Source organism: Burkholderia multivorans ATCC BAA-247, assembly GCF_000959525.1.
Taxonomy (GTDB): domain Bacteria; phylum Pseudomonadota; class Gammaproteobacteria; order Burkholderiales; family Burkholderiaceae; genus Burkholderia; species Burkholderia multivorans.
Genome location: NZ_CP009831.1, coordinates 2,059,496 through 2,085,514, shown reverse-complemented (window position 1 = coordinate 2,085,514; position 26,019 = coordinate 2,059,496). Strand labels below are relative to the sequence as shown.

Below are 26,019 nucleotides of genomic sequence, written 5' to 3'. Positions count from 1 at the left end.
CTGCAGATGAAAAAAGCGACCTCGAAAGGTCACTTTTTTTTTCGTCGCGATGCGCCGGTCAAGTCACGCGTGAATCGCCAGCGTCGGCAGCGCCGGGCCGCCGGGAGGCGTGCCCTGCGCGAGCGGTGCAACCTGCTTGCGGCGCTCGCGCGTCGGGGCGACGCCGAACGCATCGCGATAGCTCTTGCTGAAATGGCACGCGGACTGGAAGCCGCAGGCCATCGTGATGTGCATGATCGACATGTCGGTCTGCAGCAGCAGCTCGCGCGCGCGGCGCAGTCGCAGCGTCAGGTAGTAGTGCGTCGGCGTCATGCCGAGGTGCTCGCGGAACAGCCGCTGCAACTGCCGCTGCGACATGTTCGCGAGCCGCGCGAGCTCCTCGCGCGACAGCGGCTCCTCGATATTGTTTTCCATCAGCGAGATCACTTCGAACAGCGACTTGTTCGCCGAGCCGAGGCGCGCGACGAGCGGCATCCGCTGCTGTGCGCTCGTGTCGCGCACGTGTTCGACGATGAACTGCTCGGCGATCTGCGTGACGCGCGCGGTGCCGACGCGCGCAGCGATCAGGTTCAGCATCATGTCGAGCGGCGCAACGCCGCCCGTGCAGGTGATGCGGTCGCGATCGATGACGAACAGTTCCTTCAGGAAGCGCGTGTCCGGAAACTCTTCCTTCAGCGCCGACATGTTTTCCCAGTGAATCGCGCACGCGTAGCCGGCGAGCAGGCCCGACTTCGCGAGCGCATAGGTGCCCGTGCAGAGGCTGCCGAGCGGAATGCCGGCGCGTGCGAAACGGCGCAGCGCCGACAGATGCGCGGGCGTCGTCGCGCGTTGCACGTCGACGCCGCCGCATACGAACACGATGTCGGGCTGCCCGACGCATTCGGCCGGACCGGTGTCGACCGTCAGGCCGTTGCTCGCCGTGACCGGGCCGCCGTCGGGGCTGATCACCGACCATCGATACAGAGGCTGACCGCTCAGGTAGTTCGCCATCCGAAGCACCTCGATCGCATTCGTGAACGCGATCATCGTGAAGTTCGGTAAAGGCATGAACGCGAAGTGGGACAGCGACGCTGTACGGTCGGGCGACATGGGGAGCGTTCCTTGAATCTCTAATAGCTTCTGCCCGAGGCACGAATCGGGCTGCAGTATTGTGTGAGCGAGCGCAACAAGCGTGCCATACGGCTAAACCCTAGCTCCATACGTTGTCTGCGTTGAAGCGCGTTGCTGCACTGCACCGAAAGCGTGACCGCGCGCACTGCCGACGCGCGTGCCCGGCACCAGCGGCGTGCCTGTTCATAGGTGAACTGCCAGCGCGCTTTTTATTGGCCATCCGAAAAAGCACGATCGATCACTTGTGTAAAACGGACGCGCATGGCGGAAAAGGCAAAGAACGCGTCTAAATTCATCAATCCGCCGAAAATCCGAACGACAAGAATAGAGCCGTCGGCAACCTTGTCTGCAACACGCTGCAAAGCCAGGCAGGGCGGGCCCTTGAGCATCGGTTGCAGCCCCTTATTCTTCGTCACGGACGCACTATGTCGAACACCCAGTCTTTCTTTTCGCAGCCCCTTGCAGAGCGCGACGCGCCGGTGCGCAGCGCCATCCTGAAGGAACTCGAGCGTCAGCAGTCGCAGGTCGAACTGATCGCGTCGGAAAACATCGTGTCGCGCGCCGTGCTCGAGGCGCAAGGCTCGGTGCTCACGAACAAGTACGCGGAAGGCTATCCGGGCAAGCGTTATTACGGCGGCTGCGAGTTCGCGGATGAAGTCGAGGCGCTCGCGATCGACCGCGTGAAGAAGATCTTCAATGCCGGCTATGCGAACGTGCAGCCGCACTCGGGCGCGCAGGCGAACGGCTCGGTGATGCTCGCGCTCGCCAAGCCGGGCGACACGGTGCTCGGGATGTCGCTCGACGCGGGCGGCCACCTGACGCACGGCGCGAAGCCGGCACTGTCGGGCAAGTGGTTCAACGCGGTGCAGTACGGCGTGAACCGCGACACGATGCGCATCGACTACGACCAGGTCGAAGAACTCGCACAGCAGCACAAGCCGAGCCTCATCATCGCGGGCTTCTCCGCGTATCCGCGCGCGCTCGACTTCGCGCGCTTCCGTGCGATCGCCGACAGCGTCGGCGCGAAGCTGATGGTCGACATGGCGCACATCGCGGGCGTGATCGCCGCCGGCCGCCATGCGAACCCGGTCGAACACGCGCATGTCGTCACGTCGACCACGCACAAGACGCTGCGCGGCCCGCGCGGCGGCTTCGTGCTGACCAACGACGAAGAGATCGCGAAGAAGATCAACTCGGCCGTGTTCCCCGGCCTGCAGGGCGGCCCGCTGATGCACGTGATCGCCGGCAAGGCGGTCGCGTTCGGCGAAGTGCTGCAGCCGGACTTCAAGGCGTACATCGACAACGTGCTCGCCAACGCGCAGGCGCTCGGCGAAGTGCTGAAGGCGGGCGGCGTCGATCTCGTCACGGGCGGCACCGACAACCACCTGCTGCTCGTCGATCTGCGCCCGAAGGGGCTGAAGGGCGCGCAGGTCGAGCAGGCGCTCGAACGTGCGGGCATCACGTGCAACAAGAACGGCATTCCGTTCGACACCGAGAAGCCGACGATCACGTCGGGCATCCGTCTCGGTACGCCGGCCGGCACGACGCGCGGCTTCGGCGTCGCGGAGTTCCGCGAGATCGGCCGCCTGATCCTCGAGGTGTTCGACGCACTGCGCGCGAACCCGGAGGGCGACGCCGCGACCGAGCAGCGCGTGCGCCGCGAAATCTTCGCGCTTTGCGAGCGCTTCCCGATTTACTGACCCACACCGGACGAGACTGGAGCGAGAGAAGGATATGAGCACGCTGCATGACGACAGCATCATCATCGACGGCCTGAACATTTCGAAGTTCGAGAAGCCGGTGTTCGAGGACATGCGCAAGGGCGGCATCACGGCCGCGAACTGCACGGTGTCGGTGTGGGAAAACTTCGCGAAGACCGTCGACAACATCGGCGTGATGAAGAAGAAGATCCGCGACAACAGCGAGCTGCTGACGCTGGTGCGCACGACCGACGACATCTTCCGCGCGAAGAAGGAAGGCAAGACGGGGATCATCCTCGGCTTCCAGAACGCGCATGCGTTCGAGGACAACATCGGCTACATCGAGGCGTTCGCCGACATGGGCGTGCGCGTCGTCCAGCTTTGCTACAACACGCAGAACCTCGTCGGCACCGGCTGCTACGAGCGTGACGGCGGGCTGTCGGACTTCGGCCGCGAAGTGATCACCGAGATGAACCGCGTCGGGATCATGGTCGACCTGTCGCACGTCGGCGCGAACACGTCGTCCGAGGCGATCGCGTTCTCGAAGAAGCCGGTGTGCTACTCGCACTGCCTGCCGTCGGGCCTCAAGGAGCATCCGCGCAACAAGAGCGACGCCCAGCTGAAGGAGATCGCCGATGCGGGCGGCTTCGTCGGCGTGACGATGTTCGCGCCGTTCCTGAAGCGCGGGATCGAAGCGAACATCGACGACTACATCGAGGCGATCGACTACGTCGTGAACCTGATCGGCGAAGACGCGGTCGGCATCGGCACGGACTTCACGCAGGACTACGCGAAGGAGTTCTTCGACATGCTGACGCACGACAAGGGCCGCTATCGCCAGCTGACGAACTTCGGCAAGGTGATCAACCCCGAAGGCATCCGCACGATCGGCGAATTCCCGAACCTGACCGCGGCGATGGAACGCCACGGCTGGAAGGAGTCGCGGATCCGCAAGATCATGGGCGAGAACTGGGTGCGCGTGTTCAAGGACGTCTGGGGCGCGTAAGCGCGCACGACGCCGGCCGCCGCCAGCGATTTACACCACAACAACAATCCGGACGTGCCCGCACACAGTGTGCGGGCGCGCGGACGATGCCGTGCCTGCGCCTGTGCCGCGCGGCCACTTTTCCTCACGGAGTCACCACGATGCAACCGCAACTGCCGATCGACGTCGATCCCGTTACCGGCGTCTGGACCACCGACGCGCTGCCGATGCTGTACGTGCCGCGCCACTTCTTCACGAACAACCACGTCGCGGTCGAGGAAGCGCTCGGCGTCGAGGCCTATGCCGAGATCCTGTACAAGGCCGGCTACAAGTCCGCTTACCACTGGTGCGACAAGGAAGCCAAGCAGCACGGGATCGCCGGCATGGCCGTGTTCGAGCATTACCTGAAGCGCCTGTCGCAGCGCGGCTGGGGGCTGTTCTCGATCGTCGAGGCCGACCCGGCCACGGCACGCGCGAAGATCGAGCTGCGCCATTCGTCGTTCGTGCTCCAGCAGCCGGGCAAGGAAGGCAAGCTCTGCTACATGTTCGCCGGCTGGTTCGCCGGTGCGATGGACTGGGTGAACGACACGACGCCGGAAGGCAAGGGCGCGCCGCGCGCGCAGTCGAAGGAAGTGCAGTGCGCGGCCGAGCATCACGACCGCTGCATCTTCGAAGTGTCGCCGCTCGCGCATTGATGCACTGAAACAGAACAACACCCGCAACACGAGACATTCGAACGCCAGAGGTCGCCAGCGATGCGTTATCCCCACCTGTTCAAACCCATGCAGCTCAATCAGCTGACGCTGCGTAACCGGATCGTCAGTACCGCGCACGCGGAGGTGTATGCCGAGCCGGGTGGCCTGCCGGGCGACCGCTACATCCGCTACTACGAGGAGAAGGCGAAGGGCGGTGTCGGCCTCGCGATCTGCGGCGGCTCGAGCCCCGTGTCGATCGACAGCCCGCAGGGCTGGTGGAAATCGGTGAACCTGTCGAACGACAAGATCATCGACCCGCTCACGCGGCTCGCCGACGCGATGCACAAGCACGGCGCGAAGATCATGATCCAGGCGACGCACATGGGCCGCCGCTCGTCGTTCCACGGCGAGCACTGGCCGCATCTGATGTCGCCGTCGGGCGTGCGCGAGCCGGTGCACCGCGGCAACGCGAAGATCATCGAGATCGAGGAGATCCGCCGCATCATCGGCGATTTCGCCGCGGCCGCGAAGCGCGTGCAGGCGGCCGGCATGGACGGCATCGAAATCTCGGCCGCACACCAGCATCTGATCGACCAGTTCTGGAGCCCGCGTTCGAACCACCGCACCGACGAATGGGGCGGCAGCCTGCAGAACCGGCTGCGCTTCGGCATCGAGGTGTTGACGGCCGTGCGCGAAGCGGTCGGCAAGGATTTCTGCGTCGGCCTGCGGATGTGCGGCGACGAATTTCACGAGGACGGCCTGGACCACGAAGCGCTGAAGGAAATCGCGCAGGCGATGGCCGAGACGGGGCTGATCGACTACCTGAGCGTCGTCGGCTCGGGCGGCGATACACACAACACGATCGCGAACTGCATGCCGCCGATGGCGCTGCCGCCGGAGCCGTTCGTGCATCTCGCGGCCGGCATCAAGTCGGTCGTCAAGATTCCGGTGATGCACGCGCAGAGCATCCGCGACGCCGGGCAGGCCGAGCGCCTGCTCGCGAACGGGATGATCGACCTGGTCGGCATGACGCGCGCGCAGATCGCCGATCCGCACATGGTGATCAAGATCCGCGACGGCCGCGAGGACGAGATCAAGCAGTGCGTCGGCGCGAACTACTGCATCGACCGCCAGTACAACGGCCTCGACGTGCTCTGCATCCAGAACGCGGCGACCTCGCGCGAAGCGACGATGCCGCACATCATCGAGAAGTCGCGCGGCCCGAAGCGCAAGGTCGTCGTCGTCGGCGCGGGGCCGGCCGGGCTCGAGGCGGCGCGCGTGGCACGCCTGCGCGGCCACGACGTCGTGCTGTTCGAGAAGAACGCGGAAGTCGGCGGCCAGGTGATGATCGCCGCGAAGGCGCCGCAGCGCGAACAGATGTCGGGGATCATCCGCTGGTTCGACATGGAGACGAAGCGCATCGGCGTCGACCGGCGTCTCGGCGTGACGGCCGACGAGAAGATGATCATGGCCGAGAAGCCGGACATCGTCGTGCTCGCGACCGGCGGCTCGAGCTTCACGTGGCAGGTGCCGGCGTGGGGCGTCGCCGAAGGGCTCGCCGTCAGCTCGTGGGACATCCTGACCGGCAAGGTCGAGCCGAAGCAGAACGTGCTGCTGTTCGACGGCGTGAGCACGCATGCGGGCGCGGGCGTCGCCGACTTCATGGCGAGCCGCGGCTCGAAGGTCGAGGTCGTCACGCCCGACGTGAAGGTCGCCGACGACTGCGGCGGCACGACGTTCCCGATCTTCTATCGCCGGCTGTACGCGCTCGGCGTGATCCAGACGCCGAACACGATGCTCGACCGCGTCTACGAGGAAGACGGCAAGAAGATCGCGGTGCTGCGCAACGAATACACCGAGGAACTGGAAGAGCGCGCGGTCGACCAGGTCGTGATCGAGAACGGTTCGTCGCCGAACGACGAGCTCTACTGGAAGCTGAAGCCGGAATCGGTGAATCGCGGCCAGATCGATCCGCACACGCTGTTCGCGGCCGAGCCGCAGCCGTGCCTGTCGGAAGAACTCGGCAACGGCCGCTTCCTGCTGTTCCGTGTCGGCGACTGCATCTCGATGCACAACGTCCACGGTGCGATCTACGACTCGCTGCGTCTCGTGAAGGATTTCTGACGATGAATCCGGCATTCCTGATTACCGCGTTGCTGTGGCTGTCGGTGGCGGGGCTCGCGTTCGCGGTCGCGAAGCGCTCGTCGTACTGGCGTCTCGGGCGGGCCACCGCGCCCGGCGCGTTCGGCGTAGCGAACCTGTTCGCGATTCCGAAGCGCTACTTCGTCGATCTGCACCACGTGGTCGCGCGCGACCCGTACATCGCGAAGACGCACGTCGCGACCGCCGGCGGCGCGATCGCCGCGCTCGCGCTGGTGTTCGTCAACTACGGCCTCGCGATCTATTCGCCGTGGCTCGACAAGCTGATCTTCCTCGCGGCGCTCGCCATGCTCGTCGGCGCGGTGTTCGTGTGGCGCCGCCGCGCGGCGAAGAACGTGCCGGCGCGTCTGTCGCGCGGCCCGTGGAATACGTTGCCGTGGCTGCTCGGTTCGTTCGCGCTCGGCCTCGTTCTGTTCATGCTCGTGCCGACCGGCGCGATGTCCGGCGCGTTCGCGGTGCTCTGCGCGCTGCTGATCGGCGTCGGCGCATTCGCGATGACGGTCGGCGCCGCGAAGGGCGGCCCGATGAAGCACGCGATCGCCGGTCTGCTGCACCTCGCGTTCCATCCGCGCCAGGAGCGTTTCGCCGCATCGCGCGAATCGTTCACGGGCAACGGCACCGCCACGCCGCCGACCGCGCTGAAGCTGCCCGACATCGAGCACGAGGAGTACGGCGTCGCGAAGCCGGTCGAGTTCCGCTGGAATCAACTGCTGAGTTTCGATGCGTGTGTGCAGTGCGGCAAGTGCGAAGCCGCGTGCCCCGCGTTCGCATCGGGCCAGCCGCTGAACCCGAAGAAGCTGATCCAGGATCTCGTCGTCGGCATGGCGGGCGGCACCGATGCTGCCTATGCGGGCAGCCCGACGCCGGGCCTGCCGGTCGGCCAGCATCGCGGCGAACCGAACGGCCCGATCGTGTCGGCGCTGATCGAGGAACAGACGCTGTGGTCGTGCACGACCTGCCGCGCCTGCGTGCAGGAGTGCCCGATGCTGATCGAGCACGTCGACGCGATCGTCGACATGCGCCGCAACCGCACGCTCGTGCACGGCACGGTGCCGGGCAAGGGCCAGGAAGTGCTCGCGAACCTGCGCGAGACGGGCACGATGGGCGGCTACGACACGGCCGCGCGCTACGACTGGTCGGTCGACCTCAATGCGCCGGTCGCGCGTCCCGGCAAGCCGGTCGACGTGCTGTTCGTCGCCGGCGAAGGCGCGTTCGACATGCGCTATCAGCGCACGCTGCGGGCGTTCGTGAAGGTGCTGAACAAGGCGGGCGTCGACTATGCGGTGCTCGGCCCCGACGAAACCGACACGGGCGACGTCGCGCGCCGGCTCGGCGACGAGGCGACGTTCCAGCAGATGGCCAAGCGCCTGATCGGCACGCTCGGCGAGCTGTCGTACAAGCAGATCGTGACGGCCGACCCGCACGTGATGCACAGCCTGCGCAACGAATACCGCGCGCTCGGGCTGCGCGTGACGGTCAAGCATCACACGACCTATCTCGCGGAACTCGCGGACAGCGGCAAGATTGCGCCGAAGGCCGTCGAAGCGCTGCGCGAGAAGCGCACCACGTATCACGATCCCTGCTATCTCGGCCGCTATAACGGCGAGATCGAAGCGCCGCGCAAGCTGCTGAAGACGATCGGCATCCAGGTCGTCGAAATGGAGCGCAACGGCATGCGCGGCCGCTGCTGCGGCGGTGGCGGCGGCGCGCCGCTGACCGACATTCCCGGCAAGCAGCGCATTCCGGACATCCGTATCGCCGACGCGCGCACGGTCGGCGCGGAAGTGGTCGCGGTCGCGTGCCCGAACTGCACGGCGATGCTCGAAGGTGTCGTGGGCCCGCGCCCCGACGTGCTCGACGTGGCCGAACTCGTCGCTGCCTCGCTGGAGTGAATCGATGAACAAGATCAAACGAATCGATCCGCGCCGGCCGTTCGTCATCACGGCCGCCGGCCTGAAACGCATCACGCTCGGCGAGGAAGGCAGCGCAGACGCGAGCGCCGCGCAATGGCCGGCCCACGGCCATGCGGCCGCCGCCGCGAAGCCGCGCCGCGCGGTGCAGGACCCGAAGCACACGATGCTCGTGGTCGCGCATGCCGAACGCGGCTCGCTCGACGACCTGTCGCGCCAGGCGATCGCCGCGGCCGCGCTGCTCGCCGACGCGCAGACCGAAGTCGCGCTGCTCGCCTTCGGCGAACTGAAGGACGACATCGCCGAGCTCGGTGTCGACAAGCTCGTCGAACTCGCGGGCTTCGATCGCCGTGCGTTCGCGCCTGAGAGCGAGCTGCAGGCGCTGCAGGCCTGCGTCGCCGCGCTCGCGCCGAAACACGTGTTCGTGCCCGACAACGCGACGGGCGACGGCGATCTCGGCCGCCGCTATGCCGCGGTCGCCGGCGCAAGCGTCGCGACGAACGTCGTCGAGATCGATGCGAAGCACGTCGGCGCCTACGTGCATGCGAAGCGCGCGTTCGCGACGCGCGCGCTGCCCGACGTGATCCTGCTCGCGCCGAACGCGGTCGAAGCGAAGCTGCCGTTCGTCGGCGCGGGCGAGCGGCTGGCCGCCGATTTCATCCGGCCGGCCGCCGACGCCGCACAGCCGTATCGCGATCTCGGCCTCGAGGAAATCGACGCCGCGCAGGTCGCGCTCGAAGAAGCGGACTTCATCGTATCGGCCGGCAACGGCGTGACCGACATCGCCGCATTCGAGCGGCTGGCCGGCGCGTTCGGCGCGGCGATCGGCGCAAGCCGCGTCGCGGTCGACAACGGCCACTTCACGCGCGACAAGCAGGTCGGCGCGACCGGCAAGACGGTCGAAGCGAGCGTCTATATCGCGTTCGGGATCTCGGGCGCGGTGCAGCATCTGCAGGGCATCAAGGATTGCCGCCACGTGATCGCGGTCAACCTCGACGGCAGCGCGCCGATCGCGAAGCGCGCGAACCTGACGGTAGTCGGCGACGCGCAGGCGACGATCGCCGCGCTGATCGAACAGGTGCAGGCCGCGCGTGCCGCGCGCGGACAATCGCCGACCGCGGTCGGCGCTCGTGAACCGGAAGGAGTCGCAGCATGAACGCCCCTCGCCAGTTGCAACGCATCGCCGTGCTCGTGTCCGTCGGCCGGCATCCGGTCAGCGGGACCGCGCGCTACAGCCGCAACGATGCGGCCGCGCTCGAACTCGGCCGCGAACTCGCGGAACGGCATCGCGCGCAGCTCGACGTGATTCATGCGGGCGATCCCGCGAATCCCGCGCTCGCCGAATACCTTGCGCTCGGTGCGCGCACGGTCGACGTGCTCGTCTGCGACGACGGCGAAGACGTCGCGCGCGCGCTCGCTGGCCGCGTCGACGGCTACGACCTCGTGCTGACCGGCACGCGCGCCGAAGGTGCGTTCGACAGCGGGATGCTGCCGTATCGCGTCGCCGCGGCGCTCGGCTATCCGCTCGTCGGATCGGCCGTCGACGTGTCGGTCGACGGCGGCCGCGCGACGGTGCGGCAATTCTTACCGAAAGGCCTGCGTCGCCGTGTCGATGCCGCGCTGCCGGCCGTCGTCGCGGTCCATCCGCTCGCGAATGCGCAGCCGCGCTACGCGTACGCCCGGCTGCGTGCCGGGACGATTCGTCCGGCGCGCACCGTGACCGGCGCCGACGCCGAAACGGCCGCATGGAAGGTCGGCCCGATCGAGCGCAAGCCGGTGAAGCTGGCGGCCGCCGAGAAGCGCTCCGGGCATGCCCGGATGCTGTCGGCGACGACGACCGAAAGCCGTGGCGGCAACGTCGTAATTGAGGGGAGTTCGGTCGAAAAAGCACAAGTGATCCTCGCGTATTTGCGCGAGCATCAGCTCATCGACTATTGATTCTGTCGGCAAGAACCCAGGGATGCAAGGAATCCGGAGCAAACGATGAAAGTATCGGCAGACATTCGTGCACTGATCGAGCGACGCAAGGAAGGCCACAGCCTCGAGGCGCCGTTCTACACGAGCGAGGAGATTTTCGCGCTGGACATGGAAGCGATCTTCCGCCAGCACTGGATCCAGGTCGCGGTCGAACCCGACATTCCCGAGCCGGGCGACTACGTGACGGTCGAGCTCGGCAGCGATTCGATCCTGATCGTGCGCGACGACGACATGGAGATCCGCGCGTTCCACAACGTGTGCCGCCATCGCGGCGCGCGCCTGTGCAACGAGGACAAGGGTTCGGTCGGCAACATCGTATGCCCGTACCACAGCTGGACGTACAACCTGACGGGCCAGCTGATGTTCGCCGAGCACATGGGCGAGAAGTTCGACCGCTGCAAGCATAGCCTGAAGCCGGTGCACGTCGAGAACCTCGCGGGCCTGATCTTCATCTGCCTCGCCGAGGAGCCGCCCGCCGACTTCGCGCAGATGCGCGCCGCGATGGAGCCGTACCTGCTGCCGCACGATCTGCCGAACACGAAGATCGCCGCGCAGATCGACATCATCGAGGAAGGCAACTGGAAGCTCACGATGGAGAACAACCGCGAGTGCTATCACTGCGTCGCGAACCATCCGGAGCTGACGATCTCGCTGTACGAATACGGCTTCGGCTATCAGCGCTCGGAGGCGAACGCCGAAGGGATGGACGCCTTTGCGGAAACCTGCATCCGCCGCGGCAAGGAATGGGCCGAGATGGGCCTGCCGTCGGTCGAGATCGAGAAGCTGCTCGACGTGACGGGCTTTCGCACGCAGCGGCTGCCGCTCGATCGCAGCGGCGAGTCGCAGACGCTCGACGCCAAGGTCGCCTCGAAGAAGCTGCTCGGCGAATTCCGCCAGGCCGATCTCGGCGGGCTGTCGTTCTGGACGCAGCCGAACTCGTGGCATCACTTCATGAGCGATCACATCGTGACGTTCTCCGTGATTCCGCTGTCGGCCGGCAAGACGCTCGTGCGCACCAAGTGGCTCGTGCACAAGGATGCGAAGGAAGGCATCGACTACGACGTGAAGAACCTGACGGCCGTGTGGAACGCGACCAACGACCAGGACCGCGCGCTCGTCGAATTCTCGCAGCGCGGCGCGAACAGCAGCGCATACGAGCCCGGCCCGTACTCGCCGTTCACGGAAGGGCTCGTCGAGAAATTCTCGGCGTGGTACATCGGCCGGCTCGCCGAAAAGACCGGCGCATAGCGATTAGCGATTTAGCAGCGGAGTCAAACATGATGCGAGATGCGGCCAATTTCGAGCCGACCGACAGCCGGGTCACGCGCCCGGCTTTCTGGAACGCCCTTGCCGAGCGCTGGACGAGCGACGTCGAGGAAACGCTGGTGTGCTGCCACGTGCGGCAGGAAACGCACGACGTGAAGAGCTTTTTCTTCCGTTCGCCGCAGGGCCGCACGTTCTCGTTCGAGCCCGGCCAGTTCATCACGCTCGAGCTCGACATCGACGGCGAGACGATCAATCGCTGCTACACGATCTCGTCGTCGCCGACGCGGCCGCACACCATCTCGATCACTGTCAAGCGCGTGCCGGGCGGCAAGGTGTCGAACTGGCTGCACGACAACCTGCAGCCGGGTGCGTCGGTGCGCGTGCTCGGGCCGGCCGGCGAGTTCACCTGCGCGCGGCATCCGGCGCGCAAGTATCTGTTCCTGTCCGCGGGTTCGGGCGTCACGCCGCTGATGTCGATGAGCCGTGCGCATCACGATCTCGCCGAGGATCGCGACATCGTGTTCGTGCACAGCGCACGCACGCCGGACGACATCATCTTCGCGCGCGAGCTCGATCTGATCGCGTCGAACCACGCGAATTTCCGCACGTCGTTCGTCGTCGAACGCGTCGGCACGCGCACGAACTGGCCGGGCGTCACCGGCTTTCTGACGCTGCCGCTGCTCAAGCTGATCGCACCGGACTTCATGGAGCGCGAGATCTTCACGTGCGGCCCGGCGCCGTACATGAAGGCCGTGCGCGACCTGCTCGACGAAGCCGGTTTCGACCGCAAGCGCTATCACGAGGAAAGCTTCTCGTTCGAGACGCTCGCGCAGACGGCCAGCGACGAGCTGCTCGCCGAGCTCGCGCCGGTGGCCGACGACGCCGAGGTCGCGACGAAGCAGTTCACGGTCAGCTTCGCGAAGAGCAACCGCGAGGTGTCGTGCGGCGCCGATCAGCACGTGCTCGATGCGGCGCGCCGCTCGGGCGTGCGGCTGCCGGCCTCGTGCACGCAGGGCATGTGCGGCACCTGCAAGGTAAAGCTGGTGTCGGGTCAGGTCGACATGAAGCACAACGGCGGGATTCGCCAGCGCGAGATCGACCAGGGCATGGTGCTGCTGTGCTGCAGCAAGCCGCTTTCGGATCTCGTCATCGATAAGTAACGACCGGCCGCGATGCGACGCGCCGCGTCGCATCCGGACAAGCATCTGTCGGAAAAAAACGCTACCGCGGATTTGTGGTTGAAGAACCTAGAGAGACAACGCGCAGGGTGCGCATTTCAAGGAGATCGACCATGAAGCTACTCGGAAAACTGTTGTGGACCGGCGCACTGTCGGCGATGGTGGCGTTGAGTGCATCCGCGCTCGCGGATACGAAACCGACGCTGAAGATCGGCTACGTCGAAGGCTGGGACGACAGCGTCGCGACCTCGAATGTCGCGGCCCGCGTGATCGAGAAGAAGCTCGGCTACCAGGTGCAGCTCGTGCCGGTCGCGGCCGGGATCATGTGGCAGGGCGTTGCGCGCGGCGATCTCGACGCGACGCTGTCGGCCTGGCTGCCGGTCACGCACGGCTCGTACTGGAGCGAATACAAGAGCAAGGTCGTCGACGTCGGCGCGAACTTTCCCGACGCGAAGATCGGCCTGATCGTCCCGGATTACGTGAAGGCGAAGAGCATCGAGGATCTGAACGCGGAGAAGAGCAGTTTCGGCGGCCGCATCGTCGGCATCGACGCCGGTGCGGGCGTGATGCGCAAGACCGACGAAGCGATCAAGAACTACGGGCTCAGCTATACGCTGATGCCGAGTTCTGGCAGCGCGATGACGGCCGAACTGTCGCGCTCGGTGAGCGCGAACAAGCCGGTGATCGTGACGGGCTGGGCGCCGCACTGGATGTTCGCGAAATGGAAGCTGCGCTTCCTCGAGGATCCGAAGAAGGTGTTCGGCGGTGCCGAGCACGTCGACAGTGTCGTGAATCCGCAGCTCGAAACGAAGGCGAAGCCGGTCGTTGCCTTCCTGAAGAAATTCCAGTGGAAGCCGGGCGAGATCGACAGCGTGATGCTCGCGATCCAGAACGGCGCGAAGCCGGAAGCGGCTGCCGACGCGTGGATCGCCGCGCATGCCGACCGCGTGAACGCATGGACCGAAGGCGCGCAGTAAACGGCTGACGGTTCGTCAGCCGAAACATCAAAACAATACGCCGGGAATGGCGAGCAGGAATCCGAAACGATCGCGATGACTTGCTCCCATATCCCGGAATTTTTTTACCGATTCTGCAAGAAAGTGCGCATGTTGTTACACTACGGCGCTTGTGCGGAGTCATCACAGGAGGATTTGGATGAGTCAAGCAGGACTGCGTGCGAGCCGCACCGGTGATGTCGAGGCAACCATCTCACATGATTCGACAGGCCATACGCTGCATCGTGGCCTGACATGGAAGGACGCATTCTGGGTGACGAGCGGCGTGCCGGCAGGCGTGCTGTTCACGATCGGCGGGGTATGTGCGACGATCGGCCAGCCCGCGTGGGCGATCTGGATCGCCGCGATCACGATGGGGCTGATCCAAAGCGCGACTTATGCGGAAATATCGGGGCTATTTCCTCATAAATCGGGCGGCGCGTCGGTATACGGCGCGATCGGTTGGGTTCGCTACAGCAAGCTGATTGCCCCGGTTTCCGTGTGGTGCAACTGGCTCGCATGGTCTCCGATGCTCGCGCTCGGCTGCGGTCTCGCCGCGAGCTATGCGCTCACGAGTCTCTTTCCGGCCGATGCAGCGGTGCTGCACTGGCAGTTCAAGGTCGCGGATCTCGGTTTCATCAAGCCGGGTCTGTCATTGCGGATCAACGCGACGTTCATCATCGCGACGATCCTGCTTCTGATCACGTTCAAGCTTCAGCACAGCGGTGCGTCGAAAGCCGCGCGCACGCAGCGCATTCTCGGCATCGCTTCGCTGACGCCGCTGCTGATCGTCGGCATCGTGCCGTTCGTCACCGGCGACGTGCCGATGTCGAACCTGCTCCCGCTGCTGCCGCTCGGCCATGACGCGCACGGCAATCTGACGGCCGCGACGTTCGGTACGTGGAACGGGCAGGGCGTCGTGATGGCGCTCGGCGCGATGTTCATGGCGGGCTGGGCGTCGTACGGTTTCGAGACGGCCGTCTGCTATACGCGCGAATTCCGCGATCCGCGTCGCGACACCGCGAAGGCGATTTTCTGGTCGGGTGCGCTCTGTCTCGTCGTGATGACGCTCGTGCCGATGGCGTTTCAGGGCGCGCTCGGCACGCAGGCGATGCTCGATCCGGCGATCGGCGACGGCACCGGCGTCGCGGCCGCAATGGCGAAGATCGTCGGCGGCGGCGCGTGGGTCGCCAATGCGGTCGTCGTGATGCTGATGCTGTCGATCCTGCTGATCGTGATGACGTCGATGATGGGCTCGTCGCGCACGCTTTATCAGGCATCGGTCGACGGCTGGCTGCCGAAATTCCTGTCGCACGTGAACGAGCACGGCGCGCCGACGCGCGCGATGTGGACCGATCTCGGCTTCAACCTCGTGTTGCTGATGATGTCGGACTACATGACGGTGCTGTCGATTTCCAACGTCTGCTACATGTTGTTCGTGTTCCTGAATTTGCAGTCGGGCTGGATCCACCGGATGGATCGCGGCAGCTGGGATCGTCCGTTCCGTTGCCCGACCTGGCTGCTCGTCGCGGGCTCGATCTGCGGGTATGCGAACCTCGTGTATGTCGGCGCGGGCGCGAATCTGCAAGGCGAAGGCACGCTGCGCAACGGGCTGATCGCGATGCTGCTGATCGTGCCGGTGTTCGTGTATCGCCACTACTGGCAGGATCGCGGGCGCTTTCCCGCGCAGATGCAGCGCGACATGGAGCTCGAGGTGCCGAAGCGCAGCGTGTGGCTGAATCTCGCGCCGTATGCGGCGCTGGTCGGCGCGGCGCTGACGATCGGGTTGTCGTATTACTTTGCTTGGGTGAAGTGAGCGCTTCACGCGTGCCCGATTCGCGCGCCGGTCCCGGAAAGCTCACACGGGGCTGTCGCGCGATCGCGGTACGGCAGGTGTAACAGGCCGCCCCGGCCGAACCGTTCATCTCTACGGCTGCGTTCTGCGGCATTGTCTTTTTCTCCGCTCATCCTCCCGCGTTCTGTTAGTTCGCGCGACCGGTCGGCGTGCGCCGGTTGCATCGTAAGAATGCAAAGGAAGCGCCGGCGCGATGCAACATCGGCCCGGGGCGTCTCCGACCGGTTTCCGGCTCGGTCGCCCACTTCGGCTACACTTTCGCTCCGCAACGATTTGCCCTAAAGTTAGCGTGCCTCGGGCCTGCGGCCCGCCGGGCAGAACCTGAGACGGAAAGGAAGAACAATGAGTTTTGCTCCGAATGGCGGCCTGCCGGGCGGTCCCGGCGGCAGCCCCTTGGGCTCGTTGAGTGCGCTCGGCGGCCTGGTCGGTCCTGTCGCATCCACGATCGCGGGCAACGTCGGGCCCCTGGCCGGCGCGGCCGGCCACATGGACACCGTTCAGCGCGCGCTTCAACTCGCGCAAACGGGCTTTTCCCTGATGCAGAAGACGCCAAGCGCGATCGCCGATGCATTGAACGATGCGGCTGGCGGTGCCGCGCGCTTGACCCAGCTCAATCGTTATGTGACGGTCGATACGCCGCTTGGCGCCGACGTGCTGCTCGTCAGCGCCGCGATAGTCGACGAGTACGTGAACCGGCTGCCAGAGATCCATCTAGATCTGCTGTCGCACCGGAACAACCTGACGCCCGAGGAGCTGATCGGGCAGCAGGTGCGGCTCAAGTTCGATCAGGAGTCGACGCTGCTGTCCCTCGCGCGCGCCACTGCTTCGGGTGCGGGAGACACGTCGCGTCACTTCGATGGATATGTGTCGTCGTTCGACCGGCTCGGCAATCCCGGTAAGGTGACGCAGTACCAGATGACCGTTGTGCCGTGGTTCTGGTTCCTGACGCGCTCCACCGACTGTCGGATCTTCCAGAATATGACGGCGCAGGACATCTTGCGCGAAATTTTTCAGGAGCACGGCTTTCCAGATTTCACGTTCGACATTCGGAGCACGCAGAAGCCGCTCGAGTACGTGGTGATGTACCAGGAGTCGTACTTCAACTTCTGCGCACGCCTGATGGAGCAGGAGGGGCTAATCTGGACCCATCGCTACGAGAAGGACAAGCATATCCTCGTCGTTGCGGATAGCAACCTTGTGTTCCGCCCGATCGATGGCCTTGGGACGGTGCCGTTCTCCCATACCGAATCGAGCGAGCTCAACGGTATCGACCGGCTTGATGAGGGCCGGGGTTTCGGCATCGGCAAGATCACCTACCAGGATTTCAATTATCAGCAGCCGTCGTCGCCGCTGATGCTGGTCGAGGCCGGCCCGCAGAATCTCGATCATGCGCGGCTCGCGTCGACCGAGCGATTCGAGCACCAGTCGCTCTACGATCACGGCGACGACGGCAATCGCTACGCACGCTATGCGATGGAGGCGGAGGAGGCCATCGCACATCGCTTCCTCGGCAGCGGCTACGCGTGGCGGATGACCACCGCGGGCCAGATCAAGATCGTTGATCATCCGGTGCAGTCGAACAATCAGGACTACGCGATCCTGCATGTGCGCCACGAGGCGGTGAACGACTACACGCAGAACGCTGCGCGACTACCGTACCGCAACAGCTTCGTGCTGCTGCCGATGAATATTCCGTTCCGGGCGCCGCGCATTACGCCGAAGCCGGTGATTCACGGCACGCAGTCCGCGATCGTCGTCGGTCCGAAGGGCGAGGAGATTCATACCAACGGCAGTTGTGTCAAGGTGCACTTCCTGTGGGATCGGCGCGGCAAGCGCGATGGTTCGGATTCCATGTGGATTCGCGTGTCGCAGCCGTGGGCGGGCAATGGCTGGGGCGCAGCCGCAATTCCGCGGATCGGGCAAGAGGTGATCGTCGCGTTCAATCAGGGCGATCCGGACAATCCGGTGATCGTCGGCCGCATGTTCAACGCCGAGCAGGGCAATCCGTACCATGGCGCTGCTGGGCAGACCATGGGGATCAAAAGCCAGACGCACAAGGGCGAAGGCTCGAACGAACTGTTGATGAGCGACGTCGCCGGTGCGCAGATGCTGTACATGCACGCGCAGAAGGACATGAGCGTCATCGTCGAGGATGCGCAGCTGACCGCGGTGCTCAAAGGGGACCGGACTGTTCAGGTCGCGAAAGGCAACCAGGCGACGACGGTGTCGGTCGGCAATCTGTCGGACGTGGTGTCGCAAGGCAATACGCTGCAGCAGACGCCGCTCGGCGTTCATACGATCGAGGCGAAGGAGCTTTGGATCAAGATCGGCGGCGCAGGCGGTACGCGGATCCACATGACGGCCGACGGAATCGACATATATAAGGGCGAGTCGGTGATCCACCTCGACGATGCGAACATCAGCATCCAGGCGTCGCGGACCGACATCAATCCTAAGAACGGCTGATCTTCAACAGGACGAGAATACATGTACCAGATGCATGAGGGCACGCTTGCGCTGCCGGTCGAGTGGCAGGACAAGACGATGAACGTGTTCGTATCGGCGGCGACCGGCACCGAAGGCGTGAGCATGGTCATTACGCGCGAGCGGCTGCCGTGGGGGATGAAATTCGCCGAGTATGTGACGAGCGAGACGCGCAAGGTCGCGAAGAAGGTGCCCGACTACGCGGAAGTGTCGAGCGCAGGCACGACGGTGTCGGGCCGCGATGCGCATGTCCACGAGTTTACGTGGACCAACAACGGCGCGTCGATTCACCAGCAATTGACGATGGTCGAGTACGGGCAGGTCGTAATGATGCTGACGTTCACGGCGCCGGGCGCGCTGAGCGATACACAGCGTGAGCAGGTCAACGCGGTGATCCAGAGCCTGCAACTGCGCGCGCCGGATTAACGGGGCGTCCCATGTCCGACACGCTTGTTTACGACGAGCCGAGTGGCAGTGCCGCCGAGCGTATGGAGCGCCTCCTCCATCTGGAGGATGGCGAGGCGACCAAGGCCGCCGAGCAGCCATTCTATGAGAACGTCAATTATGTAATGCTCGGCGGCGATATCGGTTGGGCGACGGCCAGCGTCCTCGACGCGGGGATCACCGCGGGCGCATCGGGATCGGCGATTGCTGGCGCGCTGGCGGTCGAGCTCGCACCGGTTGCGATCGCGATCGGCGGCGCGTGGGCGCTGGACAAGCTCGGCGTCACGGACGCGATGTCGCGCGGATTCGTGTGGGTAGGCGACGAGCTCGGCCTCACGATCGGCCACGGCGATCCGCATCCTGCTTGCGTGGGCGATGCGGTCGCGCACTCGATGGGTGCGTGGGGTCTCTTCGGCGGCATGTTGGTAGGCGTTGCGGTTGGTGCGATCGTCGCGGCGGCGGTGGTGGCAACGGTCGCGACGGGCGGACTCGCGGGCGCCTTAATCGTCGGCGCATGCATGGCGGGTGGCCTCAGCCTCGGCGGCGCGCTGGCCTCCGCGAGTCAGCAGATGGGCAGCGACTGCGGACAGATCCTGACCGGCTCGCATGACGTGTACTTCGAGGGGCGGCAGGTGGCGCGCGTCACCGATCTGGTCAAATGCGACCAGCACTCGGGCGTGCCGCAACCGCTCGTCGAAGGCAGTCGAACCGTATTCGTGAACGGGCTGCCGCTGGTGCGGATCGGTCATGAAACGCATTGCAGCGCTAAGGTCAACGCAGGGCGAAAGAGTATCTGGATCGACAAGACGACCGCCCAATACGGTCCCAAAAGTCCTGAGCTGACCGCTGGCGAAGAATTCTGGGCCAGCCTGCTGGGCGCGCTGGCAGGTGGCGCCGTCGGCCGAACCATCGGCAAGGGTTTCAAGCCGAAATCGACCGAATCGGCCGAGCAGCGCGGTGTCAAGGACGAGCAGAGCAAATGTGTGAACGACCCGGTAGACGTCGCGACCGGCGAAGTACTGGAGATGCGCGTCGATCTGGCGATTCCAGGTGTGCTGCCCCTGGAACTCAGACGGCGCTATCGGACCCGCTCGGACGATTGCGGCATGCTGGGTCGTCGCTGGTCGGACAACTGGTCGCAGCACCTAACCGTCGAGGCGGGCCGGCTGGTGTATTTCCACGACGGCGCAGGCCTGGTGACTGGCTTCGATGCGCCGCTGGGACTGGCGCTCGACGGCATCAACCTGCGCGAACCGCGCTATCGGCTAGTCGGCAGCCGGCTCGAACCGCGCATCTTCGATCGCGACACGCGGCAACTGCGGATTTTCTCGCCGCTGGTCGAAGGCCGGTCGTCTCGCCTCGAGCGGATCGAGGATCTCGACGGCAACGCCATCGTCTTCTCCTACGACGCGACGGGGCGTCTGACCGGCTTGGCCCATAGCGACGGCTATCGGCTGGAGGTGGCATATCGCGGCCAGGACGGTCAGCCTCAGCGGATCGTGCTTCACGATCCGGACGATGGTGTTCGCACGCTCGTGGACTACGGTTACCAGGACGGTATGCTTGCTCGTGTGGCGAGCTTTCAGTTCGGGCAGTTCCATTACGCCTACGACAAGCACGGGTGGATGACCCAGTGGCGGGATACGGACCAGACTGACGTTCGCTATCGATACGACACGGCCGGGCGCGTTGTTGAGACCGGTACGCGGCAGGGCTACCACACGGGGCGGTTCGTCTACGAGACCGGCCGCACGCGCGTGATTGACGCCGACGGCGAGTGGATCTACGAGTTCAACGGCGAAGGTCTGGTGACAGCCGAAACCGATCCGCTGGGCCATTGCACGCGTTCCGAATGGGAGCTGGGCCGTCTGATGGCGCGGATCGATCCACTCGGGCGCCGGACCGACTACCGCTATGACGATATCGGCCAGTTGGTTTCGATCACGGAAAGCTCTGGGCGGGTGATTGACCTGGAATACGATGAGCAGCGTCTGACGTCGGTCGGTTTGCGGAACGGCGGCCGGATCCAGCTCGAATACGACCACGCACAGCGGTTGGTTGCGCGAACTGAGACGGATGGCGCCAAGACGACTTATCGTTACGGTTCCCGCGGCGAACTGCTGCGCGTAGTTCAGGGGGATCGCGAGATCCGGCTAGACTACGGCGGGCGACTTCGGCTAACCGACATCACATTGCCCGGCGGCGCGCGCCTGCGGCGCAGGAGTGACGTGCTTGGTCGGGTGCTGGAGGAAACATCGCCCGCCGGGCATACGACCCGCTTCGACTATACCGACAGTCCGGACAATCCGCGCGGCCGTCTGCGGGCGCTCGTGCATGCGGACGGCTCGGTATCGACGGCGCAATACAACAGCGAAAGCCTGCTGGTCGGCTTGACCGATCCGCTCGGGCGCACGGTTCGGCGGGCCTATGGTCCGTTCGATCTACTGGTGGCGTCGATTGATGCCGCCGGCCAGGAAACGCGGTTCGAGTACGATCACGCGACGCGGCTGACGAAAGTTATCAACGCGCTGGGCGAAGTCTACACGTATCGCTACGACGCGGCCGGACGTCTCGCGGAGGAAATCGACTGGGGCGGTCGCATGACTGCGTACCAGCGCGATGCTGCCGGCCGCCTGCTCGCGAGGACGCTGCCTGACGGCGGCCAGTGGCGCTACGCGTACGATGCGCAGGACCGGCTGACCGAGGTAGACGCTGGTGACGTGAAGCTGCTCTATCGCTACGACGGATCCGGCCGGCTGGCGTCCGCGGAGGTGCAAGGCGAGCAGTCCCATGTGACGCGCTTCGCTTACGATCGAAACGGACGTCTAATCGCCGAGGATCAGCACGGGGAATTGCTGCGGCACATGTACGATACCGACGGGCAGCGTCGTCTGCGGATGACTCCGCACCGCGAGACGGCCTACGCGTACGACGCATTGGGCGCGCTGACGCAGGTAGGCGGGCTGACGATCCATCGCGACGGCCTCGGGCGCGAGGCGGGCCGGCAGGCGGGCGAGTTCGCCACGCATCGTCAATACGACGCGCTCGGTCGAATTCGCCGGCAGGTCGCCGGGCCCGCTGCAGCGATCGAGATCCTACAGGCCGACCCGGCGCATGCGCTGGAGCAGTTGACGCGACAGGTCTATCACTACGATGCGGCCGGGCAACTGGAGCGCGTCGACACCGACGCCGATACGCTCACATACCGACGTGACGTGCGCGGTCAGGTCGTGCTGGCGGACAGCCTGCTGCAGCCGGCCGAGCACTACCGCTATGACGCGGCGATGAACGTCGCCGCGCACGGACGGCAGGCGCCGGTCGACGTTCACCACTACGGTCGAGGCGGCCTGCCGGAACGCATCGGCCATGCGCGCTATCGATACGACGCCCGCGGTCGCACGATCGAAAAAACGATTGAGCAGCCCGGATTTCGGCCGAAGACGTGGCAATACACGTGGGACGGTCTCAACCGTCTCGTCAAGGTCGTGACGCCCGACCGCGGTGTCTGGTTGTATCGCTACGACGCGTTCAACCGCCGGGTCGGGAAGCAGCAGGCCGGCAGCCGAGAAACCGTCAGGTTTCTGTGGGATGGTTCCACCGTGGCGGAACGCTGGGTCGAGCAACGGGATGGCACGACCGGACAGGTGGTGACATGGCATATCGAGCCGGGCACTTTCTCCCCGCTCGCGCAGGAGACCGACGACGGGCTGTACCCGATTCTGACGGATCAGGTGGGTTTGCCGACCGCGGTATTCGACGAACGTGGCCGGTCCGTTTGGAAGGCTTCGTATTCGCTGTGGGGGAAATTGCTGCCCGCTAGAGGGGCTGCGAACGATGCATGCGGCGCGTCGATCGATACGGCGCTGCGCTTCCCCGGCCAGTGGGCGGATGACGAGACCGGACTCAACTACAACCTGAACCGGTACTACGACCCGGATTCGGGACAGTATCTGTCAGTCGACCCGATAGGACTGGCTGGCGGCATTCGCACTCACGGCTATGTCGCGAATCCGACCCAGTGGATCGACCCGCTCGGTCTTGCAGGATGCGAGTTCCGCGAATTCCTGAAGGAGAAGTGGGGAAGCAAAGACGTCGAGGACGCGCTGGCGGCAAAACGCGGCAATGCTGTACTGGACAAATTGCTGACGGACAACGAGTACCTGGCGATACGCGGCTATACCTCCAACCTGTACGAGGAAATCAATCCGGCACTGCGTGCCGGAAACCCCGGCGAATGGGGCCGCTTGACCGCGGAGGCGTCTAACGGACTGACCAAGCTTGCGGACAATGGCTATGCGCATGTAGGAGACGTCGTGCGGAACCTGCGCCTTTCCAATGAACAGGTTGAACAATTGTTCCCTGTGGGCGGTGTTTTCCAGGACAAGGCATTCCTGTCGACAACTTCTGACCTGGATGGCGTATTCCCTGGCAAGGTTACGATGAATATCACGTCCCGTAGCGGCGTATCGGTCAGCTCGCTTTCCGAATATCCTCGGGAAGCGGAGGTATTGTTCAAGCCTGATACTCCGTTCAAGGTTCTCGACCGTACTCACGATCCCGCGAAGGGATCTTGGAATATCACATTGGAAGAACAGTGATGAGCGATAAGGATGCAGCGTTGTCGGCAGAGCAGCGGGCGGCCGTCGAGCGTGCGGCCGCGCGTGCGGCGCGACGCAGCCGATATCCCGCGGATATGGGTTTTCAGCCCTATTCCGGCCGATTCACCAACGCGGATGTGACGCTCAAGACGCCATGGCTGAGCGAATATTTCAAGTTCAGGAATCGGAATCCGCGGGCCGATCGTGATGCGTTGCGCGCCGTTCAGCAGCAGATCGGCGCGGACAGCTCGGAAATCATCGATCGGTTTCGCGGCGCAATGCTGGGACTGGCAATTGGCGATGCGCTAGGCACGACGCTCGAGTTTTCGCCGAGAGACAGCGCTACGGTTACCGATATCGTCGGGGGCGGCCCCTTTCATCTCAAGCCCGGCGACTGGACCGACGATACGAGCATGGCATGCTGTCTCGCGTACAGTCTTCTCCATTCGCATCGATTCGATCCCGACCATGCGATGCTGGCTTTTTCCTACTGGTATCGATTCGGCGCATACAGCCCGACTGGAGAGTGTTTTGATATCGGCGGTACCACCCGGGCAGCGCTCGATCGTTTCTTGAAAACGGGGAATGCGTTCGCCGGCGACACCGATCCGCATTCGGCAGGAAACGGATCGCTGATGCGGCTCGCTCCGGTCGTGCTGTTCTATGCGAACGATTTCGAGAAGGCGGTGCATTTTGCGGCCGAAAACTCCCGGCTTACACATGGGGCGAAAGAGGCCGTCGATGCCTGCAGGTTTTTTGCCGCGCTGATGTGGGGCGCGTTCGCGGGGTTTTCAAAAGAAGACATCTTAAGTGACCGATTCTCGCCTCTGCCGGGGTATTGGGATGAAAATCCACTCGCGCCGGCCGTCGAGCAAATCGCGCGCGGCTCGTACAAGAAAAAATCCCGCAGCGAGATCTCGTCGTCGGGCTACGTGATCGACACGCTCGAAGCGGCATTGTGGGCGTTCTATCACCATGACGATTTCGAGCCGGGAATGCTTGCGGCGGTTAATCTGGCGGGAGACTCGGATACCATCGGCGCGGTTTTTGGGCAGGTGGCCGGGGCCTGCTACGGAGAGACGCGGATTCCTGTCAGATGGATTGTCAATACGCACGCGGCACACGGGTTTTATCACTTTGCCGAGGACTTGCTGGCAGCGTCCCGCATGGATCAATCCGGGGATTGAAGGCGCGCAAAAAGCGTTGAGCCGCAGCCACAGGTTCCAGCGCTGTCTCGAGGAACAGCAAGGACGGGAAGCGAATGCGCGCTTGACCGATATCGGTTCAGAGATTTCCAGGCCGGACGCAGAACGCACGACACGCGTATCGTGCGTTCCTTGGCCGACCGCGACCGCAAGGAAAACCTCTCGCGCCTTACGAAAACACCACCGTCCGATCCCCATTCAGAAACACGCGCCGCTCGATAAACGCCTTCACGGCCCGCGCGAGCGTGATGCATTCGACATCGCGTCCGACCGCGAGCAGCTGCTCCGGCCGCAACGCATGATCGACGCGCTCGACGACCTGCTCGATGATCGGGCCTTCGTCGAGATCGTCGGTCACGAAGTGCGCGGTCGCGCCGATCAGTTTCACGCCGCGCGCATGCGCCTGGTGATACGGCTTCGCGCCCTTGAAACCCGGCAGGAACGAATGATGGATGTTGATTGCGCGGTTCGCGAGCTTCGCGCTCGTCTCCTGCGACAGCACCTGCATGTAGCGCGCGAGGATCACGAGCTCGGCGCCGCTCGTCTCGAAGAAGTCGAGCCACTGCGCTTCCTGCTGCGCCTTCGTATCGGGCGTGATGGGGAAGTGGCGGAACGGCAGCCCGTGCTGCGCGGCGAGCGGTTCGAAGTCCGGATGGTTCGAGACGATGCCGACGATGTCCATCTTCAGCTCGCCCATCCGCCAGCGGAACAGCAGATCCGCGAGGCAGTGTTCGAGCTTCGACACCATGATCAGTACCTTCGGACGTGCGTTGACGTCGTGGATGGCCCATTGCGTGTCGCCTGCGCCGCCCGCGAGCGAAGCCGCGATCGGCCCGAACTCCTGTCGCAGGGCGTCGATCTGAAGGGTTTCATCCGTCGGATGAAACACGCAGCGCACGAAGAAATGGTTGCTGAGATCGTCGTCGAACACGTTCAGCGCATCGACGTAGCAGCGATGGCGCTCGAGAAAGCCGACGACGGCGGCTACCTGGCCGGCCGCGCTCGGGCACGACAGCGTCAAGACGAATTGATCGGGGCGTGAGTCGGCGGTCATGAAACTCCTCGAATGTCATGGAGCGCGAAATCCGTGCGGCGACGCACAACGGCGCCGCGCGACACGGGCCGCGGGAGCCTCAAGTTAATCAGGACGATTTTGGCGCGGATAGAACCAACCCGCCGTGTGGCTGGTATCGGCGCGCCAGCGCGGGGCGGGTGGTGGTGGACCCTCGGAAAGGTTGATACGGGATGGGCGCGGCGATACAGGGAGCTTGCTCCGTTGTGCCTTAGCGGACACCAGGTAAACCCGGAAAGCAATCAGCGAGGCAATGACCCGGCAGGATGCTGAGCGTTGGCCCGAGCATCCGGCAGTGGACATTGTGGTCGGCGTAACAGTCCATGACAGTGCAGCAATCGCTTTCGGTGACATTCGGACCCGCGCTGCGCACGGATGCACGGGC

At 64.7% G+C, this 26,019-nt stretch carries 18 protein-coding genes; 15 read left to right on the top strand and 3 right to left on the bottom strand.

The window, feature by feature from the left end; all coding sequences use genetic code 11:
- Positions 1–63: 63 nt before the first annotated feature.
- Positions 64–1,089: a GlxA family transcriptional regulator gene (locus tag NP80_RS11330; protein ID WP_006396357.1), complete on the bottom strand. Its 1,026-nt coding sequence runs from the start codon at positions 1,087–1,089 to the stop codon at positions 64–66.
- A 230-nt stretch (positions 1,090–1,319) separates the two neighbouring features.
- A complete protein-coding gene (locus NP80_RS11325) occupies positions 1,320–1,526 on the bottom strand; it encodes a hypothetical protein (protein ID WP_226823199.1) in 207 nt (68 codons plus the stop codon).
- A 9-nt stretch (positions 1,527–1,535) separates the two neighbouring features.
- Here NP80_RS11325 and NP80_RS11320 point away from each other — a divergent pair, with 9 nt between their 5' ends.
- From NP80_RS11320 to NP80_RS11250, 15 genes are all read left to right on the top strand, one after another.
- Positions 1,536–2,810 (top strand): serine hydroxymethyltransferase, encoded by a 1,275-nt coding sequence (locus NP80_RS11320; protein WP_006410995.1) that lies wholly within the window; start codon positions 1,536–1,538, stop codon positions 2,808–2,810.
- A gap of 34 nt (positions 2,811–2,844) precedes the next feature.
- Positions 2,845–3,816: a dipeptidase gene (locus NP80_RS11315; protein ID WP_006396360.1), complete on the top strand. Its 972-nt coding sequence runs from the start codon at positions 2,845–2,847 to the stop codon at positions 3,814–3,816.
- A 140-nt stretch (positions 3,817–3,956) separates the two neighbouring features.
- Positions 3,957–4,490, top strand: coding sequence for a DUF5943 domain-containing protein (locus NP80_RS11310; RefSeq protein WP_006396361.1), 534 nt, complete (start codon positions 3,957–3,959; stop codon positions 4,488–4,490).
- A 60-nt stretch (positions 4,491–4,550) separates the two neighbouring features.
- Positions 4,551–6,614 carry an NADH:flavin oxidoreductase gene (locus tag NP80_RS11305; protein ID WP_006396362.1) on the top strand — a complete coding sequence of 688 codons (2,064 nt, stop codon included), beginning with the start codon at positions 4,551–4,553 and terminating at the stop codon, positions 6,612–6,614.
- 2 nt (positions 6,615–6,616) lie between these two features.
- The gene (locus NP80_RS11300) at positions 6,617–8,542 is read left to right on the top strand and encodes a (Fe-S)-binding protein (RefSeq protein ID WP_006409141.1); all 1,926 of its coding nucleotides are present in this window, start codon (positions 6,617–6,619) and stop codon (positions 8,540–8,542) included.
- A gap of 4 nt (positions 8,543–8,546) precedes the next feature.
- Positions 8,547–9,716 (top strand): electron transfer flavoprotein subunit alpha/FixB family protein, encoded by a 1,170-nt coding sequence (locus NP80_RS11295; protein WP_006409130.1) that lies wholly within the window; start codon positions 8,547–8,549, stop codon positions 9,714–9,716.
- Complete coding sequence (locus NP80_RS11290) at positions 9,713–10,498, top strand: electron transfer flavoprotein subunit beta/FixA family protein (protein ID WP_006396365.1); 786 nt, start codon at positions 9,713–9,715, stop codon at positions 10,496–10,498. Before NP80_RS11295 ends, NP80_RS11290 begins: the two co-directional genes overlap by 4 nt.
- 45 nt (positions 10,499–10,543) lie before the next feature.
- Positions 10,544–11,785, top strand: a complete 1,242-nt coding sequence (locus NP80_RS11285; protein ID WP_006396366.1) for an aromatic ring-hydroxylating oxygenase subunit alpha — start codon at positions 10,544–10,546, stop codon at positions 11,783–11,785.
- A gap of 29 nt (positions 11,786–11,814) precedes the next feature.
- Entirely contained in the window at positions 11,815–12,963 is a 1,149-nt protein-coding gene (locus tag NP80_RS11280; protein WP_006406027.1) for an FAD-binding oxidoreductase, read from the top strand.
- A 131-nt stretch (positions 12,964–13,094) separates the two neighbouring features.
- Complete coding sequence (locus tag NP80_RS11275) at positions 13,095–13,958, top strand: glycine betaine ABC transporter substrate-binding protein (protein WP_006406029.1); 864 nt, start codon at positions 13,095–13,097, stop codon at positions 13,956–13,958.
- Between the two features lie 178 nt (positions 13,959–14,136).
- The gene (locus NP80_RS11270; protein ID WP_006409124.1) at positions 14,137–15,792 is read left to right on the top strand and encodes a trimethylamine N-oxide permease; all 1,656 of its coding nucleotides are present in this window, start codon (positions 14,137–14,139) and stop codon (positions 15,790–15,792) included.
- Positions 15,793–16,173: 381 nt separating this feature from the next.
- Positions 16,174–18,297 carry a type VI secretion system Vgr family protein gene (locus tag NP80_RS11265; protein ID WP_006406031.1) on the top strand — a complete coding sequence of 708 codons (2,124 nt, stop codon included), beginning with the start codon at positions 16,174–16,176 and terminating at the stop codon, positions 18,295–18,297.
- A 21-nt stretch (positions 18,298–18,318) separates the two neighbouring features.
- Positions 18,319–18,741: a DcrB-related protein gene (locus tag NP80_RS11260; RefSeq protein ID WP_006406032.1), complete on the top strand. Its 423-nt coding sequence runs from the start codon at positions 18,319–18,321 to the stop codon at positions 18,739–18,741.
- An 11-nt stretch (positions 18,742–18,752) separates the two neighbouring features.
- Complete coding sequence (locus NP80_RS11255) at positions 18,753–23,357, top strand: DUF6531 domain-containing protein (RefSeq protein ID WP_006409133.1); 4,605 nt, start codon at positions 18,753–18,755, stop codon at positions 23,355–23,357.
- Positions 23,357–24,544 (top strand): ADP-ribosylglycohydrolase family protein, encoded by a 1,188-nt coding sequence (locus NP80_RS11250; protein ID WP_006406034.1) that lies wholly within the window; start codon positions 23,357–23,359, stop codon positions 24,542–24,544. The genes NP80_RS11255 and NP80_RS11250 overlap by 1 nt, the downstream gene beginning before the upstream one ends.
- Positions 24,545–24,731: 187 nt before the next feature.
- Here NP80_RS11250 and purU read toward each other — a convergent pair whose 3' ends face one another.
- Positions 24,732–25,616 (bottom strand): formyltetrahydrofolate deformylase, encoded by an 885-nt coding sequence (gene purU / locus NP80_RS11245; RefSeq protein ID WP_006406035.1) that lies wholly within the window; start codon positions 25,614–25,616, stop codon positions 24,732–24,734.
- Positions 25,617–26,019: the final 403 nt, after the last annotated feature.